Origin of the sequence: Chryseobacterium indologenes, assembly GCF_018362995.1 — a bacterium.
In the GTDB taxonomy this organism is placed as follows: Bacteria; Bacteroidota; Bacteroidia; order Flavobacteriales; family Weeksellaceae; genus Chryseobacterium; species Chryseobacterium indologenes_G.
Genome location: NZ_CP074372.1, coordinates 4,115,392 through 4,139,629 on the forward strand (window position 1 = coordinate 4,115,392; position 24,238 = coordinate 4,139,629).

The 24,238-nt window shown below is 38.7% G+C and carries 15 protein-coding genes, 2 tRNA genes and 3 rRNA genes; 15 read left to right on the plus strand and 5 right to left on the minus strand.

The features are described 5' to 3' along the window. The first annotated feature begins 72 nt into the window (after window positions 1-72). From gcvH to rrf, 7 genes are all read left to right on the plus strand, one after another. Complete coding sequence (gcvH, locus tag DYR29_RS18625; protein WP_213278030.1) at window positions 73-450, plus strand: glycine cleavage system protein GcvH; 378 nt, start codon at window positions 73-75, stop codon at window positions 448-450. A gap of 55 nt (window positions 451-505) precedes the next feature. Continuing rightward, window positions 506-802: a VanZ family protein gene (locus DYR29_RS18630; RefSeq protein WP_342213441.1), complete on the plus strand. Its 297-nt coding sequence runs from the start codon at window positions 506-508 to the stop codon at window positions 800-802. Window positions 803-1,529: 727 nt separating this feature from the next. Next, a 16S ribosomal RNA gene (locus DYR29_RS18635) occupies window positions 1,530-3,046 on the plus strand. A gap of 214 nt (window positions 3,047-3,260) precedes the next feature. Further along, window positions 3,261-3,334: transfer RNA gene (locus DYR29_RS18640), tRNA-Ile, on the plus strand. 83 nt (window positions 3,335-3,417) lie between these two features. Then, window positions 3,418-3,491, plus strand: a tRNA-Ala gene (locus tag DYR29_RS18645). Between the two features lie 153 nt (window positions 3,492-3,644). Continuing rightward, window positions 3,645-6,402 (plus strand): 23S ribosomal RNA (locus tag DYR29_RS18650). Window positions 6,403-6,577: 175 nt separating this feature from the next. Continuing rightward, window positions 6,578-6,685, plus strand: a 5S ribosomal RNA gene (rrf, locus tag DYR29_RS18655). The 16S, 23S and 5S rRNA genes sit together here with 2 tRNA genes alongside, the layout of an rRNA operon. A gap of 722 nt (window positions 6,686-7,407) precedes the next feature. Here rrf and DYR29_RS18660 read toward each other — a convergent pair. Next, window positions 7,408-9,036: an acyl-CoA carboxylase subunit beta gene (locus DYR29_RS18660; RefSeq protein ID WP_213278032.1), complete on the minus strand. Its 1,629-nt coding sequence runs from the start codon at window positions 9,034-9,036 to the stop codon at window positions 7,408-7,410. Window positions 9,037-9,420: 384 nt separating this feature from the next. Here DYR29_RS18660 and DYR29_RS18665 point away from each other — a divergent pair, with 384 nt between their 5' ends. From DYR29_RS18665 to DYR29_RS18675, 3 genes are read left to right on the plus strand one after another with little or no spacing between them, the layout of a single operon-like run. Then, window positions 9,421-10,299, plus strand: coding sequence for a DMT family transporter (locus DYR29_RS18665; RefSeq protein ID WP_213278033.1), 879 nt, complete (start codon window positions 9,421-9,423; stop codon window positions 10,297-10,299). 13 nt (window positions 10,300-10,312) lie between these two features. After that, window positions 10,313-11,395 carry a PorV/PorQ family protein gene (locus DYR29_RS18670; protein ID WP_213278034.1) on the plus strand — a complete coding sequence of 361 codons (1,083 nt, stop codon included), beginning with the start codon at window positions 10,313-10,315 and terminating at the stop codon, window positions 11,393-11,395. An 11-nt stretch (window positions 11,396-11,406) separates the two neighbouring features. Next, on the plus strand, window positions 11,407-12,156 hold the full coding sequence (locus DYR29_RS18675) for a hypothetical protein (RefSeq protein WP_213278035.1): 750 nt from the start codon (window positions 11,407-11,409) through the stop codon (window positions 12,154-12,156). A gap of 443 nt (window positions 12,157-12,599) precedes the next feature. On the opposite strand, the gene uvrC is transcribed toward DYR29_RS18675, so the two are convergent. Both uvrC and DYR29_RS18685 read right to left on the minus strand, forming a co-directional pair. Further along, on the minus strand, window positions 12,600-14,393 hold the full coding sequence (gene uvrC, locus DYR29_RS18680) for an excinuclease ABC subunit UvrC (protein ID WP_213278036.1): 1,794 nt from the start codon (window positions 14,391-14,393) through the stop codon (window positions 12,600-12,602). A gap of 85 nt (window positions 14,394-14,478) precedes the next feature. Continuing rightward, window positions 14,479-15,240: a hypothetical protein gene (locus DYR29_RS18685; protein ID WP_213278037.1), complete on the minus strand. Its 762-nt coding sequence runs from the start codon at window positions 15,238-15,240 to the stop codon at window positions 14,479-14,481. A gap of 130 nt (window positions 15,241-15,370) precedes the next feature. Between DYR29_RS18685 and hutH the strand changes: the two genes are divergently transcribed. The 3 genes from hutH to DYR29_RS18700 all read left to right on the plus strand — a co-directional run bounded on the left by hutH (window position 15,371) and on the right by DYR29_RS18700 (window position 18,958). After that, window positions 15,371-16,858: a histidine ammonia-lyase gene (gene hutH, locus DYR29_RS18690; protein WP_213278038.1), complete on the plus strand. Its 1,488-nt coding sequence runs from the start codon at window positions 15,371-15,373 to the stop codon at window positions 16,856-16,858. Window positions 16,859-16,938: 80 nt separating this feature from the next. Beyond that, window positions 16,939-17,385: a GNAT family N-acetyltransferase gene (locus tag DYR29_RS18695; RefSeq protein ID WP_213278039.1), complete on the plus strand. Its 447-nt coding sequence runs from the start codon at window positions 16,939-16,941 to the stop codon at window positions 17,383-17,385. Between the two features lie 91 nt (window positions 17,386-17,476). Then, entirely contained in the window at window positions 17,477-18,958 is a 1,482-nt protein-coding gene (locus DYR29_RS18700; RefSeq protein WP_213278040.1) for a S8 family peptidase, read from the plus strand. A 72-nt stretch (window positions 18,959-19,030) separates the two neighbouring features. Here DYR29_RS18700 and ygiD read toward each other — a convergent pair whose 3' ends face one another. Together ygiD and DYR29_RS18710 are read right to left on the minus strand one after the other, a co-directional pair. Continuing rightward, complete coding sequence (ygiD, locus tag DYR29_RS18705; protein WP_213278041.1) at window positions 19,031-19,858, minus strand: 4,5-DOPA dioxygenase extradiol; 828 nt, start codon at window positions 19,856-19,858, stop codon at window positions 19,031-19,033. Between the two features lie 87 nt (window positions 19,859-19,945). Next, complete coding sequence (locus DYR29_RS18710; protein ID WP_213278042.1) at window positions 19,946-20,458, minus strand: YceI family protein; 513 nt, start codon at window positions 20,456-20,458, stop codon at window positions 19,946-19,948. A gap of 332 nt (window positions 20,459-20,790) precedes the next feature. Here DYR29_RS18710 and DYR29_RS18715 point away from each other — a divergent pair, with 332 nt between their 5' ends. Further along, window positions 20,791-22,929 (plus strand): S9 family peptidase, encoded by a 2,139-nt coding sequence (locus tag DYR29_RS18715; RefSeq protein WP_213278043.1) that lies wholly within the window; start codon window positions 20,791-20,793, stop codon window positions 22,927-22,929. A gap of 223 nt (window positions 22,930-23,152) precedes the next feature. Beyond that, entirely contained in the window at window positions 23,153-24,178 is a 1,026-nt protein-coding gene (locus DYR29_RS18720; RefSeq protein ID WP_213278044.1) for an Atu2307/SP_0267 family LLM class monooxygenase, read from the plus strand. Window positions 24,179-24,238 lie beyond the last annotated feature (60 nt).

A 24,238-nucleotide genomic window follows, 5' to 3' on the forward strand; every position in this document is an offset into this window, starting at 1 on the left:
GGACTTTTTTTATATCCAATATTTGAAGCTACTATATTTTTGAATACATTTGTACAAAATAAAAATTAAAAAATGAACACACCATCAGAATTAAAGTACACCAAAGATCACGAATGGATCAAGATCGAAGGTAACGTTGCTACAATCGGTATTACAGACTTCGCTCAGGGAGAACTTGGAGACATCGTATACGTAGACATCGATACTGTAGATGATGATCTTAATGGAGGAGATGTTTTCGGAAGTGTAGAAGCAGTAAAGACGGTTTCAGATCTATTCTTACCTATTGCTGGAAAGGTTATTGAGTTCAATTCAGAATTGGAATCCCAGCCTGAACTGTTAAATACAGATCCTTATGGAGACGGATGGATTATCAAATTGGAAATTGCTGATGGGGCAGATCAGTCTGAGTTACTTTCTGCAGATGATTACAAAGCTGTCATTGGATAAGATTTCAAAAATATTTAGTAAGATATTGCCCATTTATTGGGCATTTCTTACTTATATGCTTCTCAAGCCCGGAGAAGAAAATCATGAATATTGGTTTATGTTCAGCGGGATTGATAAAATTTTACATCTAAGTATATTCGCAGCCTTAGGTTTCTTTTTCATTGCTACATTTCCTAAAATAAAATTCTCATACTTTTTTCAGATCATCCTTATCTATGCATTCATTACCGAAATTCTCCAGGAAGAAATGGGATTGGGTAGATCAATGGAAACATTAGATATCGTAGCAGATACTATAGGATGTCTGTTAGGATACTATATATATAAGATAGCAATCAAGCGCTTTTTTTAACTTTACCATTAGAAAAGAGCCGTATTCCTTCCCAAACTTTTCCTCTACATAATAACATAAGGTTTTCTCAAACTTTTACACCCTCAAACTCTCAAACTTAATCAGGAGCTTATTCCTGCTATCCATTTCTACTCCTCGCGCGGTGCTTTCCCACGCTCAAACCCTCCAACTCTCCAACTTTCCCTTCCTTCTTCCAAACAAATGTTTAAAATTTTTGATCCTTTGTTTCAGTAGTTTAGGGTTAAATATTACGGAAAGGTAAAATTTATGTTAAATAAACTTGTTTTGCGTTGCAAGAAGTTGTTATCTTTGCCCCACTGAAAACGAGAGTACATCAGTAGCGCAGAAGAGCTTTTAGATAAGCTAAAAACATTAAGATACTTCAAAAAGAGACGGATGAAAAAACTTTAAAACTTTTATTAAAAAAAGTTGTGAGTTAAAAAAGAGTTTGTATCTTTGCAGTCCCAAATAAAGGGAGCGCAGGAGTAGGGTGATTGAGGTTGAGGAAGGAATTAAGGTTACTTAAAAAACTTTAAAATTTTCTTTCAAAACATTTGGTCATTAAGAAATAAAGTTTTACTTTTGCACTCGCAAATACGGAGTGACACTGACAGAGAAGATTGCTACGTTAAAAAGCGAAAGATATAAAGATCATTGACATACAATATAACAACCAAGTAAGGAAAAACTAAAGCGTTAAAAAACTTTGAGTGAGTCAGACAAACATACAATGGAGAGTTTGATCCTGGCTCAGGATGAACGCTAGCGGGAGGCCTAACACATGCAAGCCGAGCGGTAGAGATCTTTCGGGATCTTGAGAGCGGCGTACGGGTGCGGAACACGTGTGCAACCTGCCTTTATCTGGGGGATAGCCTTTCGAAAGGAAGATTAATACCCCATAATATTTTTGATGGCATCATTAGAAATTGAAAACTCCGGTGGATAGAGATGGGCACGCGCAAGATTAGATAGTTGGTGAGGTAACGGCTCACCAAGTCTACGATCTTTAGGGGGCCTGAGAGGGTGATCCCCCACACTGGTACTGAGACACGGACCAGACTCCTACGGGAGGCAGCAGTGAGGAATATTGGACAATGGGTGAGAGCCTGATCCAGCCATCCCGCGTGAAGGACGACGGCCCTATGGGTTGTAAACTTCTTTTGTATAGGGATAAACCTACTCTCGTGAGAGTAGCTGAAGGTACTATACGAATAAGCACCGGCTAACTCCGTGCCAGCAGCCGCGGTAATACGGAGGGTGCAAGCGTTATCCGGATTTATTGGGTTTAAAGGGTCCGTAGGCGGATCTGTAAGTCAGTGGTGAAATCTCACAGCTTAACTGTGAAACTGCCATTGATACTGCAGGTCTTGAGTGTTATTGAAGTAGCTGGAATAAGTAGTGTAGCGGTGAAATGCATAGATATTACTTAGAACACCAATTGCGAAGGCAGGTTACTAAGCAACAACTGACGCTGATGGACGAAAGCGTGGGGAGCGAACAGGATTAGATACCCTGGTAGTCCACGCCGTAAACGATGCTAACTCGTTTTTGGTTTTTCGGAATCAGAGACTAAGCGAAAGTGATAAGTTAGCCACCTGGGGAGTACGTTCGCAAGAATGAAACTCAAAGGAATTGACGGGGGCCCGCACAAGCGGTGGATTATGTGGTTTAATTCGATGATACGCGAGGAACCTTACCAAGGCTTAAATGGGAAATGACAGGTTTAGAAATAGACTTTTCTTCGGACATTTTTCAAGGTGCTGCATGGTTGTCGTCAGCTCGTGCCGTGAGGTGTTAGGTTAAGTCCTGCAACGAGCGCAACCCCTGTCACTAGTTGCCATCATTAAGTTGGGGACTCTAGTGAGACTGCCTACGCAAGTAGAGAGGAAGGTGGGGATGACGTCAAATCATCACGGCCCTTACGCCTTGGGCCACACACGTAATACAATGGCCGGTACAGAGGGCAGCTACACAGCGATGTGATGCAAATCTCGAAAGCCGGTCTCAGTTCGGATTGGAGTCTGCAACTCGACTCTATGAAGCTGGAATCGCTAGTAATCGCGCATCAGCCATGGCGCGGTGAATACGTTCCCGGGCCTTGTACACACCGCCCGTCAAGCCATGGAAGTCTGGGGTACCTGAAGTCGGTGACCGTAACAGGAGCTGCCTAGGGTAAAACAGGTAACTAGGGCTAAGTCGTAACAAGGTAGCCGTACCGGAAGGTGCGGCTGGAACATCTCATTTTAGAGCGTCTTATGACGATAAACAAAATTAGTATCGTAAGATACAAAGTACTTACTTCAAAGTAAAGCTTTAGTTTTTTGTTTGGTTGGTTATATTAAAAATACAAAACCCACTAGAAATTAGTAAAGGGATTGAGAGAGACAAAGAAGAGAGAGTTTAGAGAAGAGACGCGGGTCAATTATCTATCAGTCTATCCTCTTTACGTCTAAGAGACAGTCTCGTAGCTCAGCTGGTTAGAGCGCTACACTGATAATGTAGAGGTCGGCAGTTCGAGCCTGCCCGAGACTACTAATTAATGCGGCTGGCAAATAGCTTATAGCTGATGGCAATAGAGCCAATAGCGAGAAGCAAGAAGCCAACAGCAACTAGAGGGGGAATTAGCTCAGCTGGCTAGAGCGCCTGCCTTGCACGCAGGAGGTCAAGGGTTCGACTCCCTTATTCTCCACAGTTTTGGAAGATTGATTTAAAAGTTACGGATGGAGCCAAAAACAACATCTGTTCATCAATTGGACAAGAAGACATTAAGATCATTGACATTAACGGTAAAGACATCACAAAGAGAAAACCGAGCGCATAAAGCGCTTGAGTAACCAATAGGAAAGAAATCGTTAAGGGCGTATGGCGGATGCCTAGGCTTTCAGAGGCGAAGAAGGACGTGGTAAGCTGCGAAAAGCTGCGGGGATTGGCACACACGAATTGATCCGCAGATGTCCGAATGGGGCAACCCAATACATTGAAGATGTATTACCTCGTAAGAGGAGCAAACCCGGAGAACTGAAACATCTAAGTACCCGGAGGAAAAGAAATCGAAGAGATTCCGTAAGTAGTGGCGAGCGAAAGCGGATTAGCCCAAAAGCTGATATATGTTTAATAGAATGTTCTGGAAAGAACGGCCATAGAGGGTGATAGCCCCGTATATGAAAGGCATATTTGAGTGATAAATGAGTAGGGCGGGACACGTGAAATCCTGTCTGAATATGGGGGGACCATCCTCCAAGGCTAAATACTCCTGAAAGACCGATAGTGAACAAGTACTGTGAAGGAAAGGTGAAAAGCACTTCGAATAGAAGGGTGAAATAGAACCTGAAACCGTACGCCTACAAGCGGTCGGAGCAGCGTAATGCTGTGACGGCGTGCCTTTTGCATAATGAGCCTACGAGTTAATTTTACTAGCGAGGTTAAGGTATTAAGTACCGGAGCCGGAGCGAAAGCGAGTCTGAATAGGGCGCATAGTTAGTAGGATTAGACGCGAAACCTTGTGATCTACCCATGGGCAGGTTGAAGCTCTGGTAACACAGAGTGGAGGACCGAACCGGTTGACGTTGAAAAGTCTTCGGATGACCTGTGGGTAGGGGTGAAAGGCCAATCAAACTGGGAGATAGCTCGTACTCTCCGAAATGCATTTAGGTGCAGCGTCGTATATAAGTTTATTAGAGGTAGAGCTACTGATTGGATGCGGGGGTTTCATCGCCTACCAATTCCTGACAAACTCCGAATGCTAATAAATGTTCTACGGCAGTGAGGGCATGGGTGCTAAGGTCCATGTCCGAGAGGGAAAGAACCCAGACCAACAGCTAAGGTCCCAAAATATATGTTAAGTTGAAGCAACGCGGTTGGACTGCATTGACAGCTAGGATGTTGGCTTGGAAGCAGCCATTCATTTAAAGAGTGCGTAACAGCTCACTAGTCGAGCGGTCCGGCATGGATAATAATCGGGCATAAACATATTACCGAAGCTATGGATTTATATTTTAGATATATCTGGTAGGAGAGCATTCTATTTGCGCCGAAGCAGTATCGTGAGGTATTGTGGAGCGGATAGAAAAGAAAATGTAGGCATAAGTAACGATAAAGCAGGCGAGAAACCTGCTCACCGAAAGACCAAGGCTTCCTCAGCCATGCTAATCAGCTGAGGGTTAGTCGGGACCTAACGCGAACCCGAAAGGGGTAGTGGATGGACAATGGGTTAATATTCCCATACTTGCTCACACTAAAAAGGGGACGGTTGGATGTAGCTGCTAAAGACTGACGGAATAGTCAAGGCCTAGCCTTCGGGCGAAGCTGCTGTAGTGTAATCTGATCCAAGAAAAGCCGAAGTGAAGCAACCCGTACCAAAACCGACACAGGTGGTCGAGGAGAGAATCCTAAGGTGCTCGAGTGAGTCGTGGCTAAGGAACTAGGCAAAATAGTCTCGTAACTTCGGAAGAAGAGACGCCATCAGCAATGGTGGCCGCAGTGAAGAGGCCCAGGCGACTGTTTATCAAAAACACAGGACTCTGCTAAATCGAAAGATGCTGTATAGGGTCTGACACCTGCCCGGTGCTGGAAGGTTAAGGAAGGTGCTTAGGGTTAAACCGAAGGCATTAACTGAAGCCCCAGTAAACGGCGGCCGTAACTATAACGGTCCTAAGGTAGCGAAATTCCTTGTCGGGTAAGTTCCGACCTGCACGAATGGTGTAACGATCTGGGCACTGTCTCAGCCACGAGCTCGGTGAAATTGTAGTATCGGTGAAGATGCCGATTACCCGCAATGGGACGAAAAGACCCTGTGAACCTTTACTATAACTTCGTATTGACTTTGAGTAAGTAATGTGTAGGATAGGTGGGAGGCTTTGAAGCTTGCACGCTAGTGTAGGTGGAGCCAACGTTGAAATACCACCCTTTACTTACTTGGAGCCTAACTTCTTTTAGAAGGACATTGCGTGGTGGGTAGTTTGACTGGGGTGGTCGCCTCCAAAAGAGTAACGGAGGCTTTCAAAGGTACCCTCAGCACGCTTGGTAACCGTGCGTAGAGTGTAATGGCATAAGGGTGCTTGACTGTGAGACCTACAAGTCGATCAGGTGCGAAAGCAGGACATAGTGATCCGGTGGTTCCGTATGGAAGGGCCATCGCTCATAGGATAAAAGGTACTCCGGGGATAACAGGCTAGTCTCCCCCAAGAGCTCACATCGACGGGGAGGTTCGGCACCTCGATGTCGGCTCGTCACATCCTGGGGCTGGAGAAGGTCCCAAGGGTTGGGCTGTTCGCCCATTAAAGTGGCACGCGAGCTGGGTTCAGAACGTCGTGAGACAGTTCGGTCTCTATCTATTGCGGGCGTTAGATGTTTGAGAGGGCTTGATTCTAGTACGAGAGGACCGAATTGAACAAACCTCTGGTGTATCAGTTGTACCGCCAGGTGCACCGCTGAGTAGCTACGTTTGGAAGAGATAAGCACTGAAAGCATATAAGTGCGAAACTCGCCTCAAGATGAGACATCTTTTAAGGGTCGTTGTAGATGACGACGTTGATAGGCTACAGGTGTAAAGACAGTAATGTCATAGCCGAGTAGTACTAATTACCCGTAGATTTATAGCCTTTGGTTGCTATATCAAATTATTAAATAATAAATACGACAAGTACTTTATGCGCAGTGAAGGTTTTGTCTTTGTGAAAGTTTTTATCGCTTAAAAATGCAATTGGCGACTAGCGGTTAGCGAATGGCAAATAGCCAAGAGCCAGCAGCAAATAGCCAGATGCTATATACCTTCTTTAGGGTGGTTTTAGCGGTGGGGCTCACCTGTTCCCATTCCGAACACAGAAGTTAAGCCCACCAGCGCCGATGGTACTGCGAAAGCGGGAGAGTAGGCCGCCGCCAGTTTTTATTTTATTTTTAAAAATCCTTTATCATAAGATAAAGGATTTTTTTTGCTTTGTACACAACTCAAACGTAAGTAATGAGCAATCGGTAATTGGTAATTGGTAATGAGTAATAAGTAATAGCCAGTAAAGGATCAGTAATGAGTAATGAGTAATGAGTAATGAGCAATGAGTATTCTTGCTGCTTCTATACCAGAACTGACATATCACTCATTATTTATCATTTATCATTCACAGTACACACTCCCTTGTCACTCCGTAGGAGTCTAAATAATATATTTCAAATTCTATCATCAAGTATGTATAATATTATCAAATTGCTTAAAGTATTAAAAGCTTCTATACTCCATTGAATCTTTTAGGTTCTCATCAATGTGACTGGATTCCTACGGAATGACATAATTGGGGATACTAGATCTTAGAATGTAAAATTGATCATTCTTAGACAGGATCGCTTCAACAACTCATAATTTATTAATTCATAATTATCGTTCATCATTCGTCTTCCCTAGCCACGATAGTAATGGTTACCCCGCAGCACGCGTGGAAAGTTGTTGGGATTATGCGCAGGAAAGCCCTGGCGCGAGGAGTATGAATGGATAGCGGGAGAATGCTCCTGAAAAGGTAATATGTAATCATCATCTTTGTGAAAAAATAAAAGTATATATAAAAATACGGCTATCTCAAACTGAAATAGCCGTGTTGTTTTTATAAATGTACTGATCAGACCTGAATTACTCCTAAGTTGAATTTTTCAGTGATGGGGGCATGATTAGCCGCTTCAATCCCCATAGAAATCCATTTCCTTGTATCTGCAGGATTAATGATGGCATCTGTCCATAATCTTGCGGCTGCATAGGTAGATTCAGTTTGTTTCTGATATTTTTTTGAAATTGTATCCAGAATTTCGTTGTGCTCTTCTTCAGAAATTTCTTTTCCTTGTTTTTTTAACGTAGATTCCTGGATCTGAGCAAGTACTTTTGCAGCTTGCGCGCCCCCCATTACGGCCAGATCAGCCCAAGGCCATGCAACAATTAATCTAGGATCATAAGCTTTTCCGCACATTGCGTAGTTTCCTGCTCCGTAAGAGTTCCCTGTAATGATGGTAAATTTAGGAACTACAGAATTGGAAACTGCATTTACCATTTTAGCTCCGTCTTTAATAATTCCACCATGTTCTGATTTGGAACCTACCATGAATCCGGTAACGTCCTGTAAGAAGATTAAAGGTATCTTTCTTTGATTACAGTTGGCTATAAATCTGGTTGCTTTATCTGCAGAATCTGAATAGATAACTCCACCAAACTGCATTTCTCCTTTACCACTTTTTACAAGCTTTCTCTGATTGGCTACAATACCTACAGACCAGCCATCAACTCTGGCTGTTGCGCAGATAATACTTTTACCATAATCAGGTTTATATTCTTCGTATTCGGAGTTGTCTACAATACATTTGATAATTTCATAAGTATCATATTGCTCAGCTCTGGAAACCGGCATAATTCCGAAAATATTTTCAGGGTTTTCTTTTGGTGGGAAACTTTCAATTCTGTCAAAGCCTGCTTTTTCAGTACTTCCAAGAGACTTCATGATGTTTTTGATTCTATTTAAAGCATCTTTGTCATCTTTAGCCTTATAATCTGTTACTCCTGAAATAGAGCAATGGGTAGTAGCTCCACCTAATGTTTCATTATCGATGCTTTCTCCAATTGCAGCTTTTACAAGATAGCTTCCGGCAAGGAAAATAGAGCCTGTTTTATCCACAATCATCGCTTCATCACTCATGATAGGCAGGTAAGCTCCTCCGGCTACACAACTTCCCATAACAGCAGAGATTTGGATAATCCCCATAGAACTCATTTTAGCATTATTTCTGAAAATTCTTCCAAAATGTTCTTTATCCGGGAAGATCTCATCCTGCATTGGAAGATAAACACCAGCAGAGTCTACCAGATAGATGATTGGGAGCTTATTTTCCATGGCTATTTCCTGCGCTCTCAGGTTTTTCTTTCCTGTGATAGGAAACCATGCACCTGCTTTTACAGAAGCGTCATTCGCAACGATGATACATTGTCTTCCAGAAACGTAGCCTATAACTACTACAACTCCTCCGCTGGGACACCCCCCATGCTCCTTATACATTTCATATCCTGCAAATGCTCCTACTTCTATGGAATCTGAATCTTTATCGAGAAGATAATCTACTCTTTCTCTAGCTGTCATTTTTCCTTCATCACGAAGCTTTTGAAGCCTCTTCTCACCACCTCCTTTTTTGATCTCAGTGAGTAAGCGATTTATTTCAGATAATTTTAATCTGTTCTGATCTTCTCGTTTATTGAATTCGATGTCCATAAAATTTTCAATTTTTTACGCTTAAAGATACTATTTTTATGAGGAATGCAAACAGGAAGTAAAACAAGTGTTTAATAGTTTGGTTTCTAGTAAATTGTGAAATTTTTAACTAAAAAATATTTTTAAATAATTTATATTTTTTCTAACTTTACACTAGAGTAACAGAGGTGATATTCTCTGCAAAATACTCTAAGTTCCTAGTTTATTTTTTTAATAGTTTATTATTTGAAGGCCCTGAAAGTTTAACAAATTTTCAGGGTTTTTTTATGGATTCCTCTCTGTTTTTAATTTTTATTAATTTTTTTTAGATTAAACGTATTTTTTTATCAATTTTTGGGATTGTGATTTGTAAATTTGCACGTTATAATTAAAAGGAGATAGGTTATGCATAAATTGGCACTTTTCAGATTGCACTTAATAGTATTTTTGTGGGGGTTCACTGCAATTTTGGGAAAATTAATTCACGCCAATGCTCAGATTCTTGTGTTTTACAGGATGTTGTTTGCTTCTGTTTTTCTCTTTGTATTCATCAGGGTCTTTAAAAAGGAAAGTATAAAGGTTTCGAAGAAAATATTTTTTCAGCTGGCAGCAATAGGTTTTGCAATGGCACTGCACTGGTATTGTTTTTTCTATTCTATTAAAGTTTCCAATGTTTCTATTGCACTAAGCTGTCTTTCCTTATCCACACTTTTTGCTTCGATTCTGGAACCTATTATTTTCAAAAGGAAGATCGATATATCTGAAGTTATAATGGGAACGGTCATCGTTGCCTGCATACTGTTAATCTTCAAAACAGAGTTTCATTTTAAAGAAGGTATTATTTACGGAATCCTGTGTGCTGTATTTGGAACTGTTTTTTCTGTTTTTAATGGTAAAATGTTTGGCAAAACGAGTTCAGGAAACATTATTTTTTATGAAATTTTCTGTGGATGGTTTATTTTAATGATATTTTATTTGCTTTCGGGGCAAATTTTTCAGATGAATGAAATAAACTATCGCGATTTAGCGTTAATATGCTTGTTAGCCAGTATTTTTACTGCTTTTCCCATGTTAGAATCGGTGAAATTAATGAAATATATATCACCTTTTACTTTAATTTTAACAGTTAATTTAGAACCGGTTTACGGAATTATACTAGCTTTTTTTATCTTTGGGGAATCAGAACATATGAGCCCTATATTTTATATTGCTTCAGGCGTTATGATACTGGCAATCATAGTCAATGGATTAATGAAAGCCAGAAAAACTAAAAACTTAAACTAAGCATCAAATTTATATGATGAAAAAATATCTTTTACTTGCATTTTCACTGCTGTTTGGGCTGTCTCAATCTCAGATTATCAGGAAATATTCCAATGAATTCTTAAATATCGGAGCCGGAGCAAGAGGTCTTGCAATGGGTGGGGCAGTAATTACCAATCAGGATGATGTATATGCTCCTATGTGGAACCCTGCAGGTTTGATGTCAGTTGAAAGAGACTGGCAGGGTGCAGCCATGCACGCAGAATACTTTGAGTCTATTGCAAAATACGATTATCTGGCGTATGCGAAAGTACTTGAAGAAGGTGTTTTTGGTGTTTCAGTAGTAAGACTTGGTGTAGACAATATCTTGAATACTACCCAGATGATTGACTCTGAAGGAAATATTGATTATGATAAAATTACCAAATTCTCTCAATCCGATTATGCGGCTATCCTTTCTTATGCTTTTAGACCTGGAGGAAATCCCAAATTGGATGTTGGGGTAAATGCTAAAATTGTTTACAGAAATGTAGGTAAATTTGCAAGTGGTTATGGTTTTGGTTTTGACGTGGGAGCCATTTATAAAGCAGATAACGGATGGAAGTTTGGAGGTATGGTAAGAGATATTACGACTACCGTAAACTTTTGGAGTATCAATCAGAAAGAACTTTCAACTGTTGTTAACGGAGAAGAATTTAACCCGGCACCGAAAGATAAACTGGAACTTACAATGCCTAAACTTAATGTAGGTGCCAGCAAATTATTTGAAATTAATAGCAGCGTGTATGTATTACCGGAAGCAGGAATTAATGTAGATTTTGCTAAAACTGCTTCATTGATTTCAACAGATTTCGCAAGTATCAGTCCGTATGCCGGAGCTGAACTGGGATATCAGAAAATGATTTTTGTGAGATTGGGGATCAACAGATTCCAGTCAATTACAGATATAGAAGATCTTAAAAGAAAAGTTTCTTTCCAGCCAAGTGCGGGACTTGGAATAAGATATAGAGGGCTTACACTGGATTATGCGATTACCAATTCAGGAATAGGCGGATCTAATTTCTATTCCAATTTCTTCTCATTGAAACTGGATATGGGGGCATTCAGAAACGATTAAAAATTATAGAAATGAAAAAGTTATTAATGCTGACGTTGGTAGTGTGCTCAACAATGGCTTTTACACAAAAGGTTTCAGATTATAAATATGTAGTGATTCCGGAAAAATTTAAAACCTTTAAAAATAGCAGTTTTGGATTGGAAGCTTATCTAGCTAAGGTGCTACAGGGAAAGAAATATGTAATTTTGACCGAGGCAATGGACAAATGGCCATCTGAGGCTAGAAATAATTCTTGTAATGTAATTAATGCAGAAGTATTGAATGATAAAAGCTTATTTACAAATAAAGTGATTCTGCAGTTCAAAGACTGTAATAAAAAGGTCATTTTTGAATCCAAAGGACGTTCAGATATAAAAGAATTTGAAGAAGGGTTTCCTGATGCATTGAAGCAAGCCTTGGTAGACGTTGCATTCTCCAATCCGGTAGATATGCTGCCTGCTAAAATGTCAGATGCTACTCAAAACGGACAGAATATAGTTTCCGAAACTATTGTACCTACAACAGCATCGGAAGCGAATAGCTACTCAAATGGGAAACTAGATCTTCAGAAAATACAGATTGATACTAATCAGTTTATATTGGCAAAATCTGGCAGTTCAGTACCGTTTGCCGCTTTCAAAACAACTTCTAAGAACTCAGTTTTCTTAGTGAAACTGGCTGACGGAACTACTACCATAGGCTATTTTGAAAACGGAAGCATTGTGATAGATATGCCACAGGCTGACGGAAAATTTTCAAAAGAAGTTTTTGCAGCAAAATAATCTGAAAATAACAAAACAATAAACATAAAAGGCTCTTGAAAAAGAGCCTTTTATAATATATATATGCTGATGTGTTTTTCATTTTTTCAGAAAGTTAGGAGGGGGTTTTTGATTGACTTTCTATATGAAACAGATACAATAAAGATACAAGGGTAAGTCACCATCTATAGTGATAAATGAAAATACAGAAAGATTTATAAAATGAGAAAAATTTTCATAGTATTATCGTTATTAGTTGATATTACTAATTTATGAAAAAAATATAAATAATACTATTATTTAGTAAAATATTTATTTATTCGTATTTTTTTTTATAAATTATCCTTTAGTTTAAAGGAATATTGATTTTTGTCACTTGTTGATGAAATGGAAAATAAGTGTGAAATTTTATAAAAAAAGACTATTTTGTTATTGGCAAATAACTGTTAAACTGTGCCAGATCATCAATCGGCATTAAAAAACTCCCAAATTACTTTAGCCTTACTTTTCCCTAAAATTTCTTCCAGCGTTTCCCTATTGGCTTCTTTGATACGTTTTACAGACTTCAGCTTAGACAGAAGCAGCTCAATAGTTTTTTCTCCAACACCTGGAATTTCTTCCAGTTCAGATTTTATTGTAGAATTTTTTCTTCTTGTTCTGTGATGCTTTACCCCAAATCGGTGAGCCTCGTCACGTACACGCTGAAGTATTTTTAAAGTTTCAGATTTTTTATCCAGATATAAAGGAATAGAATCTTCGGGGAAGAAAATTTCTTCCAGCCTTTTGGCAATACCTACAATGGTGATTTTTCCGTATAATCCTAATAATCTAAGACTTTTTACCGCAGAAGACAACTGTCCCTTTCCTCCGTCAATCAGAATAAGCTGTGGAAGATCTTCACCTTCATCAAGCATTCTTTTATAGCGGCGGTAGATCACTTCTTCCATAGTAGCAAAATCGTTAGGTCCTTCCACTGTTTTAGGATGGAAAATTCTGTAATCTGCTTTACTTGGCCTGCCATCTTTGAAAACAACACATGCTGAGACAGGATTGGTTCCCTGGATATTTGAGTTATCAAAACCTTCAATATGTCTTGGCTCTACAGGCATTCTGAGAAGTTTCTGCATTTCTGCCATGATTCTGTTGGTATGCCTTTCAGGATCTACAATCTGAACCTGTTTCAGTTTTTCCAGACGATATTCTTTAGCGTTCTTTTCGGAAAGCTCTACAATTCTTTTTTTATCTCCAACCTTAGGAACTATCAGTTTTACATTAGGAATTTCTACAGACAAATGAAACGGTAAAAGGACTTCTTTGGAATCTGAGGAAAACTTCTGACGAATCTCGATCAACGCCTCTTCCATAATGTCTTCATCCGTTTCTTCAAGAATCTTTTTGATCTCAGTAGTAAAACTCTGGATGATATTTCCATTTCTGATTTTAAAGAAATTGACATATGCTGCCGTTTCATCACTGGTCATTCCGAAGACATCCACATCGTCAATATTAGGGTTGACTACAGTATTCTTAGCCTGGTAATCTTCCAGAATATCGAGTCTTTCTTTAATAATCTGAGCTTGTTCAAACTGAAGATTGGAAGCCAGTTTCATCATCTGATTGACCAGATAATCCTTCGCTTTTCGGAAATCCCCTTTGATAATTCCACGAATGGCATCTATCTTTTCATCATATTCTTCTTTGCTTTCAAGATCTTCACACGGGCCTTCACAGTTTTTGATATGATATTCCAGACAGACTTTATATTTTCCTTCAGCAATCTTGGCCGGAGAAAGATTCAGGTTGCAGGTTCTAAGCTTGTAAATATGCTTGATCGTATCCAGTAAAATCTTTGCGGGACGCACTTTTGCATAAGGGCCATAATATTCGGACCCATCTTTAATTACATTTCTGGTCAGAAAAATTCTTGGGAAATCTTCATTTTTGATGCAGATCCACGGATAGGTTTTGTCATCCTTCAGCATGACATTATAAAACGGCTGATGTTCTTTGATCAGATTATTTTCCAATAAAAGCGCATCATACTCACTGTTTACAATTGTCGTTTCCAATCGCTGGATTTTCCCGACCATTATTTTGATCCTGTATCCGGAAAGGTTTTTGTTGAAATAGGAGAGAACCCTTTTTTTCAGATTTTTAGCTTTCCCAACATACAAAAGCTGTTCGTTTTTATCATAATAACGATAAACGCCGGGTTCGGATGGTAAGGTTTTGAGCTGTAGTTCTAAAGAAGGATTCATATAACAAAATTAAGGAAACTTTCCCTATTTAAAAAAGAAAACCTGCAGATCAGTCCGCAGGCTTTAATTTATTTTTAGAAGTATTTTATCCGTGATTCATTTCTGTATATTGATAGATCAGAAAGCTTAGATAATCCCATTCCACAGAGTTTTTAGGATACTTTTTTATAAACTCCTGATTGTCTCCAAAAAGAAAATCATAATTGTCTTCAAAATCATCTTTATGCAGCCACATTACTTTGTCGCCCTTTTTTACATAATAAGATTTGATAACCCCGCCTCCAAGCTGTGGAGAGCCCATTACAGAAAACCCTGTGGTTTCTTTAGCTCTGGGATCGTGGTATACTGAAATAATATCATCAAAACCGGGATTGATAACCTGCATCAGAAATTCCTTATCATCTTTTTTGTTCTTTAGAGAAACAGTCTGGTTGACAAAATAAATTCTATCATTATTGGTGTTTTTCGTCAATTTTTTAGTTCCGAAATTTCTGATATTTCCCATGTATTTTGCCACTTTTGCAATCTTTTCTGCATTGCTTGGATACACATACATCTCATTGATCTGATCAGCATTGAAAGTAGCATTCTTTTTGGTGACACTGTCTTTAATAGCGACTTCGTAGATCTGTCCTTTTTTGGTTTCAATCTTATTACAGAAACCTTTGTAGGTAGTTCCGTCTTTTAAGATAATGGTAGATGTTTTCTTAGGAGATGGAGTATTAAAACCTTCATTAAAGAGATAAGTTTCCATTTTTTTGATGTCCTCTTTAGAGTATTTTACTTTCTGCGCGAAAGATGTTGTACTTGCTACACATAAAGCAAGGAGTAGAGTTTTCAGTCTCATGTATTATTGTTTTTAATTTCGGGGCTAAAAATAGTAAAATAATTTCCTTGTTGATATAAAAATATAGAAGATTGAAATTTAGCTTTTCCAATTATTGTTAAATGCGTAATTTTAAGAAAATTTTTTAGAAATGATATACGGGGTAGATGTTTTTACTTTCCATGATGTTCTGGAAATCTGTAAAAAGCCAAATAAAGCCAAGCTTAATAAAGCCGCAAAAGAACAAATCTTAAAATCTCAGAAAAACGTACAGAAAATAGTAGAGTCTGACAGATGTGTATATGGAATCAATACTGGGTTCGGACCTTTATGTGATACTAAAATATCGGCAGACGAAACAGCTCAGTTACAATATAACCTGATCATTTCTCATGCAGTAGGAGTAGGAAAACCAATTGATAAAGAACTTTCCAAGATCATGATGATTGCTAAAGTTCATGCACTTTCAAAAGGATTTTCCGGAGTTTCTCTTGAAGTTATTGAAAGAATGATTCTGATGCTGGAAAAAGATATTATTCCGGTGGTTCCTGAACAAGGATCTGTAGGAGCTTCGGGAGACCTTGCTCCTTTGGCACATCTGGTGTTACCTTTACTTGGTTTAGGCCAGGTTTGGGAAGGAAATCAGGTTTCTGATACCATGGAAGTTCTGAAGAAACACGACCTTGAAGCACTGGCTTTAGGACCAAAAGAAGGATTAGGATTGATCAACGGAACCCAGTTTATCCTTGCTCATGCAATCAAAGGGCTTGAAAAATTTGAATATTTATTAGATCTTGCGGATATGACTGCTGCAATGAGTATAGAAGCATACAGAGGTTCTGCGAGTCCGTTCAAAAAAGAGCTTCATGAGATCAGACCTTTTGAGGGCAGTAAAAAAGTAGCGGCAAGAATGCTTAAATTCTTAAAAGGATCAGAAAATATGAAAGCTCACGAAGATTGTGAGAGAGTTCAGGATCCTTATTCCATGAGATGTGTACCACAGGTTCACGGAGCCAGCAGAAATGCTTTTGAGCACCTTAGAAGTATGGCAGAAACAGAATTGAATTCCGTAACAGACAACCCGATTGTATTAAGTGCTGAAGAATCTATTTCAGGAGGTAACTTCCACGGGCAGCTGATGGCTCTGCCTTTAGACTATGCTACATTGGCGGCTGCAGAATTAGGAAATATTTCTGACAGAAGAAGTTATTTATTATTAGAAGGAAAGTACGGATTACCAAGATTATTGACGGAAAGCTCAGGATTAAACTCAGGGTTTATGATTCCTCAGTATACTTCAGCTGCTTTGGTTACAGAAAATAAAACATTATGTTTCCCGGCGTCAGCAGACTCTATTCCTACAAGTTTAGGACAGGAAGATCATGTTTCCATGGGAAGTATTTCAGGAAGAAAATTCAATCAGGTTCTTGGAAACCTTGTGAATATTTTATCCGTTGAGTTGATGTTTGCTGCTCAGGGACTGGAATTCAGAAGACCCGCAAAATGCTCCAAAGTAATTGAAGAAAACTTTACAGTGCTTCGCTCCAAAGTGGCTAAGCTTGAAGATGACCGTCTGATCGGTAAAGATATGCTGGCAATTGCAGAGCTGATCAATGAAAGAAAATTTGTTGTCAACTAAACCTTAAATAAATAAAAGCTTCCGAAAGGGAGCTTTTTGCTTTCACAAATCTTTAACTTCAATTTTTAAATCAAATAGAGATGAATGTACTTAGAACAGATTCTACAAATCCGGACTTTCAAAAATTAGTAAAATATCTTGACGCTACTTTAGCAGAACATAACGGTGAGGAAGATGACTTCTTTGCTCAGTTTAATAAAATTGATACCATTAAAAACTGTGTTGTAGTTTATATTGATGCTATTCCAGCAGCTTGTGGAGCATTCAAACCTTTTTCCGAAGATACAGTAGAAATAAAAAGAATGTTCACCAATCCGGAATTCAGGAAAAAAGGACTGGGTTCAACGATTGTAAAGGTACTGGAAAGCTGGGCCGTAGAATTGAATTTTAAAAAGGCGGTTTTAGAAACTTCTCGGGATCTGAAAAATGCTATTTCCGTATATGAGAAAAACGGATTTTACAGAATACCCAATTATGGGCAATACGTTGGAATAGAGCAAAGTGTCTGCTACGAGAAGATATTGTAATTTAATATTCATGTAATGCTAAATTCATTTTTTTTAAGTTTTTAATTCCCATGAAAGTGTTATATTGTGGCTCCAACCAAAATTATAACATATGAAAAAAACTGTATTCCTACTGGCAATATTTTTTGCCTTAAACTCGTGTTCCAGAGAAGAACTTCAGAACGAAAATGTAAAAACAGAAATGTCACAGAAAGATCCACTGACTGCAAAACAGATCAATGAAAGGATTAATCAGGCTATTAAAACAGACGGAACCTTCAACTGGAAGAATGAATCTGATCATCTCGTCTGGAGTGCTATTTTCCGCGGAAACAAAATGGTATCTATAGGTTTCGGAGCTTCTAAAGATGATTTTGACAGAAGTAAATCTCCAAACAGCAACGATATGGAAAAAGAAGTTCTTGCTGTGATCAAAAAATATGAAGGAAAAGAGGAGAGAAATTTTCTTCTTCTTTCAGATCAGTATCTTAACCAAATGGATGTTGTTATTGAAAATGAGGAAACCGTTGCTGCTCTTCGACAAATGAAAAATATTCGATATGTAGAGCCGGCTGACTATCATTATTTTGAATTTGAAGCTCAATATAATGCAGCAGCAAAATCTTCAGGAAGTGGTTCATCAGGATGTGGTTTCTCTTCATCAACATTAAGTACGGCAGATTACACCTCTACAACACCAAGCGCAAAAATTCCCTGGGCTTTCACCAAGCACAGCATTCCTGAAGCATGGAGCTACAGTACGGGAGCAGGCGTTACCATTGGACTTATTGACACAGGAGTTTCTCCGGAGCAGACTTTATTGGGAGGAAGCTTTAACAACGGCGTATCTTCAGGAAGAACAATCAGCAAGTTGGGAGTGTATAATTCAGACGGATCCGGAGATCAGTGTGGGCACGGAACAAAAATGGCTTCCGTAATGACAGCCCCGAGAAATAATGCAGGACTGCCTGTAGGAGTTGCTTATAATGCCAATCTGATCGCCTACAGAGCTGCAGAAAATGTTGTTCTGGAAACATCCAGTGAGCAGACTGCTGTAAAAACGGCTTTTACAGAGTTGGGTAACAATACCAGTGTAAAAATCATTTCAATGTCAATGGGACATATTTTCTCTGTCGGAAAAATTGAAGACGGTGTTAAGTATGCTTATTCTAAAGGAAAACTAATTTTCTGTGCCGGAGGAACTTCTACCAGCTTTACCAATTTTGTAGGGGTTATTTTCCCTGCGTCAATGTCAGAAACTCAGGCAATAACAGGAGTAAAAGAGAATACATCCAATCAGAAATGTGATGTTTGCCACTCCGGAAGCCAGATTGATTTTACCTTCCAGATGGAAAGAGCTTCAGGAAATACGGTTCCGGTTTTGAGCTATTACAACGGGCAGGCAGATTATGTGGGTGGTTCTTCAGTAGCTACAGCTGCTACGGCAGGAATTGCAGCCTTGGTTTGGGCCAAAAATCCATCATGGACAAGAGATCAGGTGCTTAATAAAATGAGACAGTCTGCAACCTACTATCCAAATGTTAATTCAAGCTACGGCTACGGAAACATCAATGTGTTAAAAGCAGTACAGTAAATAATATTACCACTATAAAAAGAAAAGGAAATATCCCAACTGAGGTATTTCCTTTTTTATTGCAATATCAGATTATCCAATTCTTACACTCGTCATACTCAGTGAGCCTCCGATAAGTTCATCATTGAACAAAGTAAGCTCTTCAGACTGATCTTTCAGCCCTAAAGTATACAACAAAGGAAGATAATGATCAGGTGTAGGAACAGCATACTGTAGGAAAGTTCCCTGTTTCTGATAATCAATAATATTCTGGAAATTTCCATCAAGTAGCCAGTTGTTGGTTTTCTCTCTGGCTTCTATTGCCCAGTCCCAGCCGGCCCCAACTGTATTGATATTTTTCCAGTCGATGAGACGGAGATTATGAACAATATTTCCGCTTCCGATGATCAGAATACCTTTCTCACGCAATTTATTAAGCCTTTTAGCAAGATCATAATGATATTGGGCTGGTTTTGTATGGTCAATGCTCAATTGAATCACAGGAATATCGGCATCAGGATACATATGTTTGATTACAGACCATGCACCATGATCCAGTCCCCAGCTGTGGTCTTCTTCCACATCAACCGGAAGTAGAAGTTCTGCCGTTTCCTTTGCCAGTTCTGGGCTTCCGGGAGCAGGATACTGCACATCAAAAAGGGCTTTTGGAAAACCATAAAAATCGTGTATGGTTTTTGGCATATCCATAGCCGTTACAAAAGTTCCGTCTGTATACCAGTGGGCAGAAATACAAAGAATTGCATTAGGTTTAGGAATTTCAGAGGCTGCTTTCCGGAAACCCTGTACAAATTGGTTTTCTTCAATGGCGTTCATAGGTGAACCATGTCCAAGAAATAAAACGGGCATCCTCTGTGTGCTGTTAAAACTATTGCTTATGTTTTGAAGATCGTTGAGGTTCATAAATTAAAATATTGAAGAGTATAAAAAAAATAAAAGGTTCAAGGCTTTTAGACAAATCCCTGAACCTTTTATAATATGTGTTATAAATTATGCTTGTTTTACAAACTGTAATTCACCAGCTATCTTTACATCATCACTTACCATTACACCTCCTGCTTCAAGAGCTGCATTCCAGTTTAATCCAAAATCTTTTCTGCTGATTTTTCCTTCAAAAGAGAAACCTGCTTTTGTATTTCCCCATGGGTCTACATTGATTCCTCCGAAGTCTACATCAAGAGTGATAGGTTTTGTAACTCCGTTAACCGTAAGATTTCCAACAATCGAATTATTTAATGCCTGAGATTCAAAAGTGATCGTAGGATGTGCTTCAGCGTTGAAAAATTCTGCTGACTTCAAGTGATTGTCTCTGTCTGTATTGTTTGTGAATACAGAATCTGTTTGAATAGTAGCTGTAGTTTTTGCGTTTGCAAAAAACTCGTCTTCAGATTCAATTTCAGCAGTGAAAGTTCTGAAGCTTCCTTTTACGTTAGAGATCATCATGTGTTTTACTTTGAAAGTAATTTCACTATGCGTTGGGTCTAAGATCCATTTTGTTGCCATTGTATTTCGTATTTTTTGTTTGTTATTAATGATGCAAATTTAGGATAGGGAGTATATACAAATCATTGATATAGGATAAGAAATTCATTTTTTTACATCAATAGTCAATTTTGCTTCGCAAGTGAATGATTGTGGCTGTTAAAAATGAAGATTGACAAGCAAAGCGGATTAACAATTCACGATTGACTTATTCTGATACCTTTAAAATCCCACCTATTAAGTTAAGAAATAATTTCTTTGAAAGCATGGATTCCATTTTATGAATGTTTTAATTTAACATTTCTTAACGGATGGTTTTTATTTCTTATTTTTGAAGGATTCAATTTTATACAATGAAATTACATAAATTTTCTTTATTGATGCTGGTTTTGGGCAGTTCAGCATTTGCCCAGACCCAGAAATTTACCATGGCAGAGGCTGTAAATGGGATGAGAACAAACCTTGCAGTGAAAAATATTTCCCAATTTTCATGGGCTGCAGACGGAAAGTCATACATACAGGCTGTGAAAGGCGGTTATCTGATTACAGATTTGAAAGCTAATAAACAGGATACCCTGATCTCTTTAAGCCAACTGAATAGAAACTTATCCAACGATAAGCTGAAGGCTGTTCCTGCCATCAAATTTACAGGGAATTCCAATGGATATTTTACTACAGCTGGTAAAATGTCTTGGATTGAAAAATCAGGAAACGACTGGAAAGTAAAAAATACAGCTGTTGTAGATCAGGATGCTGCCAATGTGAAAATGTTTGGTGATGGCCATACTTTTGCCTTCACAGCAAAGAATAATTTATTTGTAAACAGAAACGGAAAAACCATTGCTGTAACTAACGAAGCCAACGAAAATATCATCAGCGGACAGGCGGTTCACAGAAATGAATTCGGAATTGATACCGGAATTTTCCCTGCACCCAACTCCGAGAGTGTAGCGTTCTATAAAATGGATCAGAGCATGGTAGCGGATTACCCGATTATTGACTGGTCCGTAACGCCTGCTGTAAATCATAATATCAAATATCCGATGGCTGGCCAGACTTCTCATCAGGTAACATTAGGGGTTTTCAATATTAAAACTCAGGCTACGACTTTCTTAAAAGTTGAAGGCGAAAAAGATCAATATTTAACAGCCGTTACATGGAGCCCGGATTCTAAGTACATCTTTGTAGGAGTTCTGAACAGAGGTCAGAATCATATGAAAATGAATCAGTACGATGCTGCTACCGGAGAGCTGGTAAAAACATTATTTGAAGAAACAGACAGCAAATATGTAGAGCCGCAGCATCCGCTTACTTTCTTCCCGAATTCCAATACAGACTTTATCTGGCAGAGTCAGAGAACGGGATATAATCACTTGTTCCATTATAGTTTAGAAAAAGGACTGGTAGCACAAATCACAAAAGGTGACTGGCTGGTAACAGATATTTTAGGATTCAATGAAAAGAAAAAAGAAATCTATTTCACTTCAACAAAAGAAACTCCTTTAGAAAGACATTTATACAGAATCAACTGGACCAATTTCAAAATGCAGAGACTGGACAGCACAGAAGGGATGCATGCCGGAACTTTGAGCAGTGATGGAAACTACCTTTACGATGCTTATAGCAATGCCAATTCACCCAGAGTTGCCAATATTATTAATACTGCTAATTTAAAATCTACAAATATTCTTACTTCTGAAAATCCATTAAAGAATTATCAGAGACCGGAAATTAAAAACGTAGAACTAAAGGCAGATGACGGAACTCCTTTGTATGGAAAAATAATTCTTCCAACCAATTTTGATCCGAATAAAAAATATCCTACCATTGTTTATCTGTATAACGGACCGCACTTACAACTGATCACCAACAGCTTCCCGGCTTCAGGAAACCTTTGGTACGAATATATGGCTCAGAACGGGTATATTATTTTCACTATGGATGGAAGAGGTTCTTCTAACCGTGGGCTGAAATTTGAGCAGGCTGTATTCAGAAATCTGGGAACCACAGAAATGAACGATCAGATGAAAGGAGTAGAGTACTTAAAGTCTCTTCCTTATGTAGATGGAGAAAAAATGGGAATCCATGGATGGAGCTTTGGAGGATTTATGACAACAAGCTTCATGCTTCGTAAGCCGGATGTATTCAAAGTAGGTGTCGCTGGAGGACCAGTAATTGACTGGAGTATGTATGAGATCATGTACGGAGAAAGATATATGGATACTCCACAGGAAAATCCACAGGGATATGCAGCAGCTAATCTTTTGGATAAAGTTCAGAATCTGAAAGGGAAATTACTGATGATTCACGGCGCACAGGATGATGTGGTAGTATGGCAGCATTCTATAAAATTCATCAAGTCTGCGGTTGATAACGGAGTACAGTTAGATTACTTTACATATCCGGGACATCCTCATAATGTGATCGGAAAAGACAGGGTTCACCTGATGCAGAAGATTACAGATTATTTTGATTTATATCTTAAGAAATAATAATAGAATCCAGCCTAAAACCAGGCTGGATTTTTTCTTGAATATTCCTTTAATATTATTATATAACTGTATTGAGATTGCTTCGCTTTGCTCGCAATGACAATTCGTGTTATTAGTGATAAATTCGTGTTATTAGTGTTTAAAAAAATACCTGTCGATCTTACCAAACATCAATGTTTTTGATTTTTCGTAGCCGTAATTTTGTATCACTAAAATCAACAATATGGAATTAGGAATAGGAATGTTCGGTGATCTGGTTTTTGACCAGTCAACCGGAAAATATAGAGATGCAGGAATTAAGATCCGTGAAATACTGGATCAGGTAAAATTGATGGATGAGGTTGGAATTGATGTGTTTGTAATGGGAGAGCATCACCGTCCGGATTATGCTGTTTCCTCTCCGGAAATAGTTTTGGCAGCGGCAGCAAGTATTACAAAAAATATAAAACTGGCCAGTGGAGTTACTGTTTTGAGCTCTTCGGAACCGGTAAAAGTATATGAAGATTTTTCAACACTGGATCTGATTTCTGACGGAAGAGCTGAGATATTCGTAGGCCGTGGAAGTTTCATTGAATCATTTCCGTTGTATGGGTATTCATTGAATGATTATGAACAGTTATTTGATGAAAAATTAGAATTATTACTGAAAATTAATTCTGAGGAAAATGTAAGTTGGTCCGGAAAGCTTCGTGCCCCGATGCAGAACCAAACGGTATATCCAAGAGCAAAAAATGATGGGAAACTTTCAATCTGGAGAGCGGTAGGGGGAACTCCACAGTCTGTTTTAAGCGCAGCACAATTGGGAATGCCTTTAGTGGTAGCTATTATTGGAGGAATGCCGATTCAGTTTAGAAATCTGATCGAGTTCTATAAGCAGGAATACCAAAAAGCAGGACATGATGTGTCGAAAATGCAGATTGCCGTTCATTCGCATACTTTTGTGAGTGACGATCAGAAAGCAGTAGATGGGTATTTCAATAATTATAAATCCCAGATGGATAGAATTGGGGCTTCCAGAGGATGGGCTCCTTACACAAAAGCGCAGTATGATGGTGGAAGAAGCAAAGATGGTGCTTTATTTATCGGAAGTCCGGCAGAAGTAGCAGACAAAATTGCTTATATGAAAGAGATTTTCGGAATTACCAGATTTATCGGACATATGGATGTGGGAGATCCTGCTCATGATGTGATGATGAAGTCTATTGAGTTGTTTGGAAAAGAAGTAAAACCCGTTATAAAAGGACTGTAACAGGGAAGTTTATTGATAGCAAAAGCCACAAAAGAATTATTCTTTTGTGGCTTTTGTCAT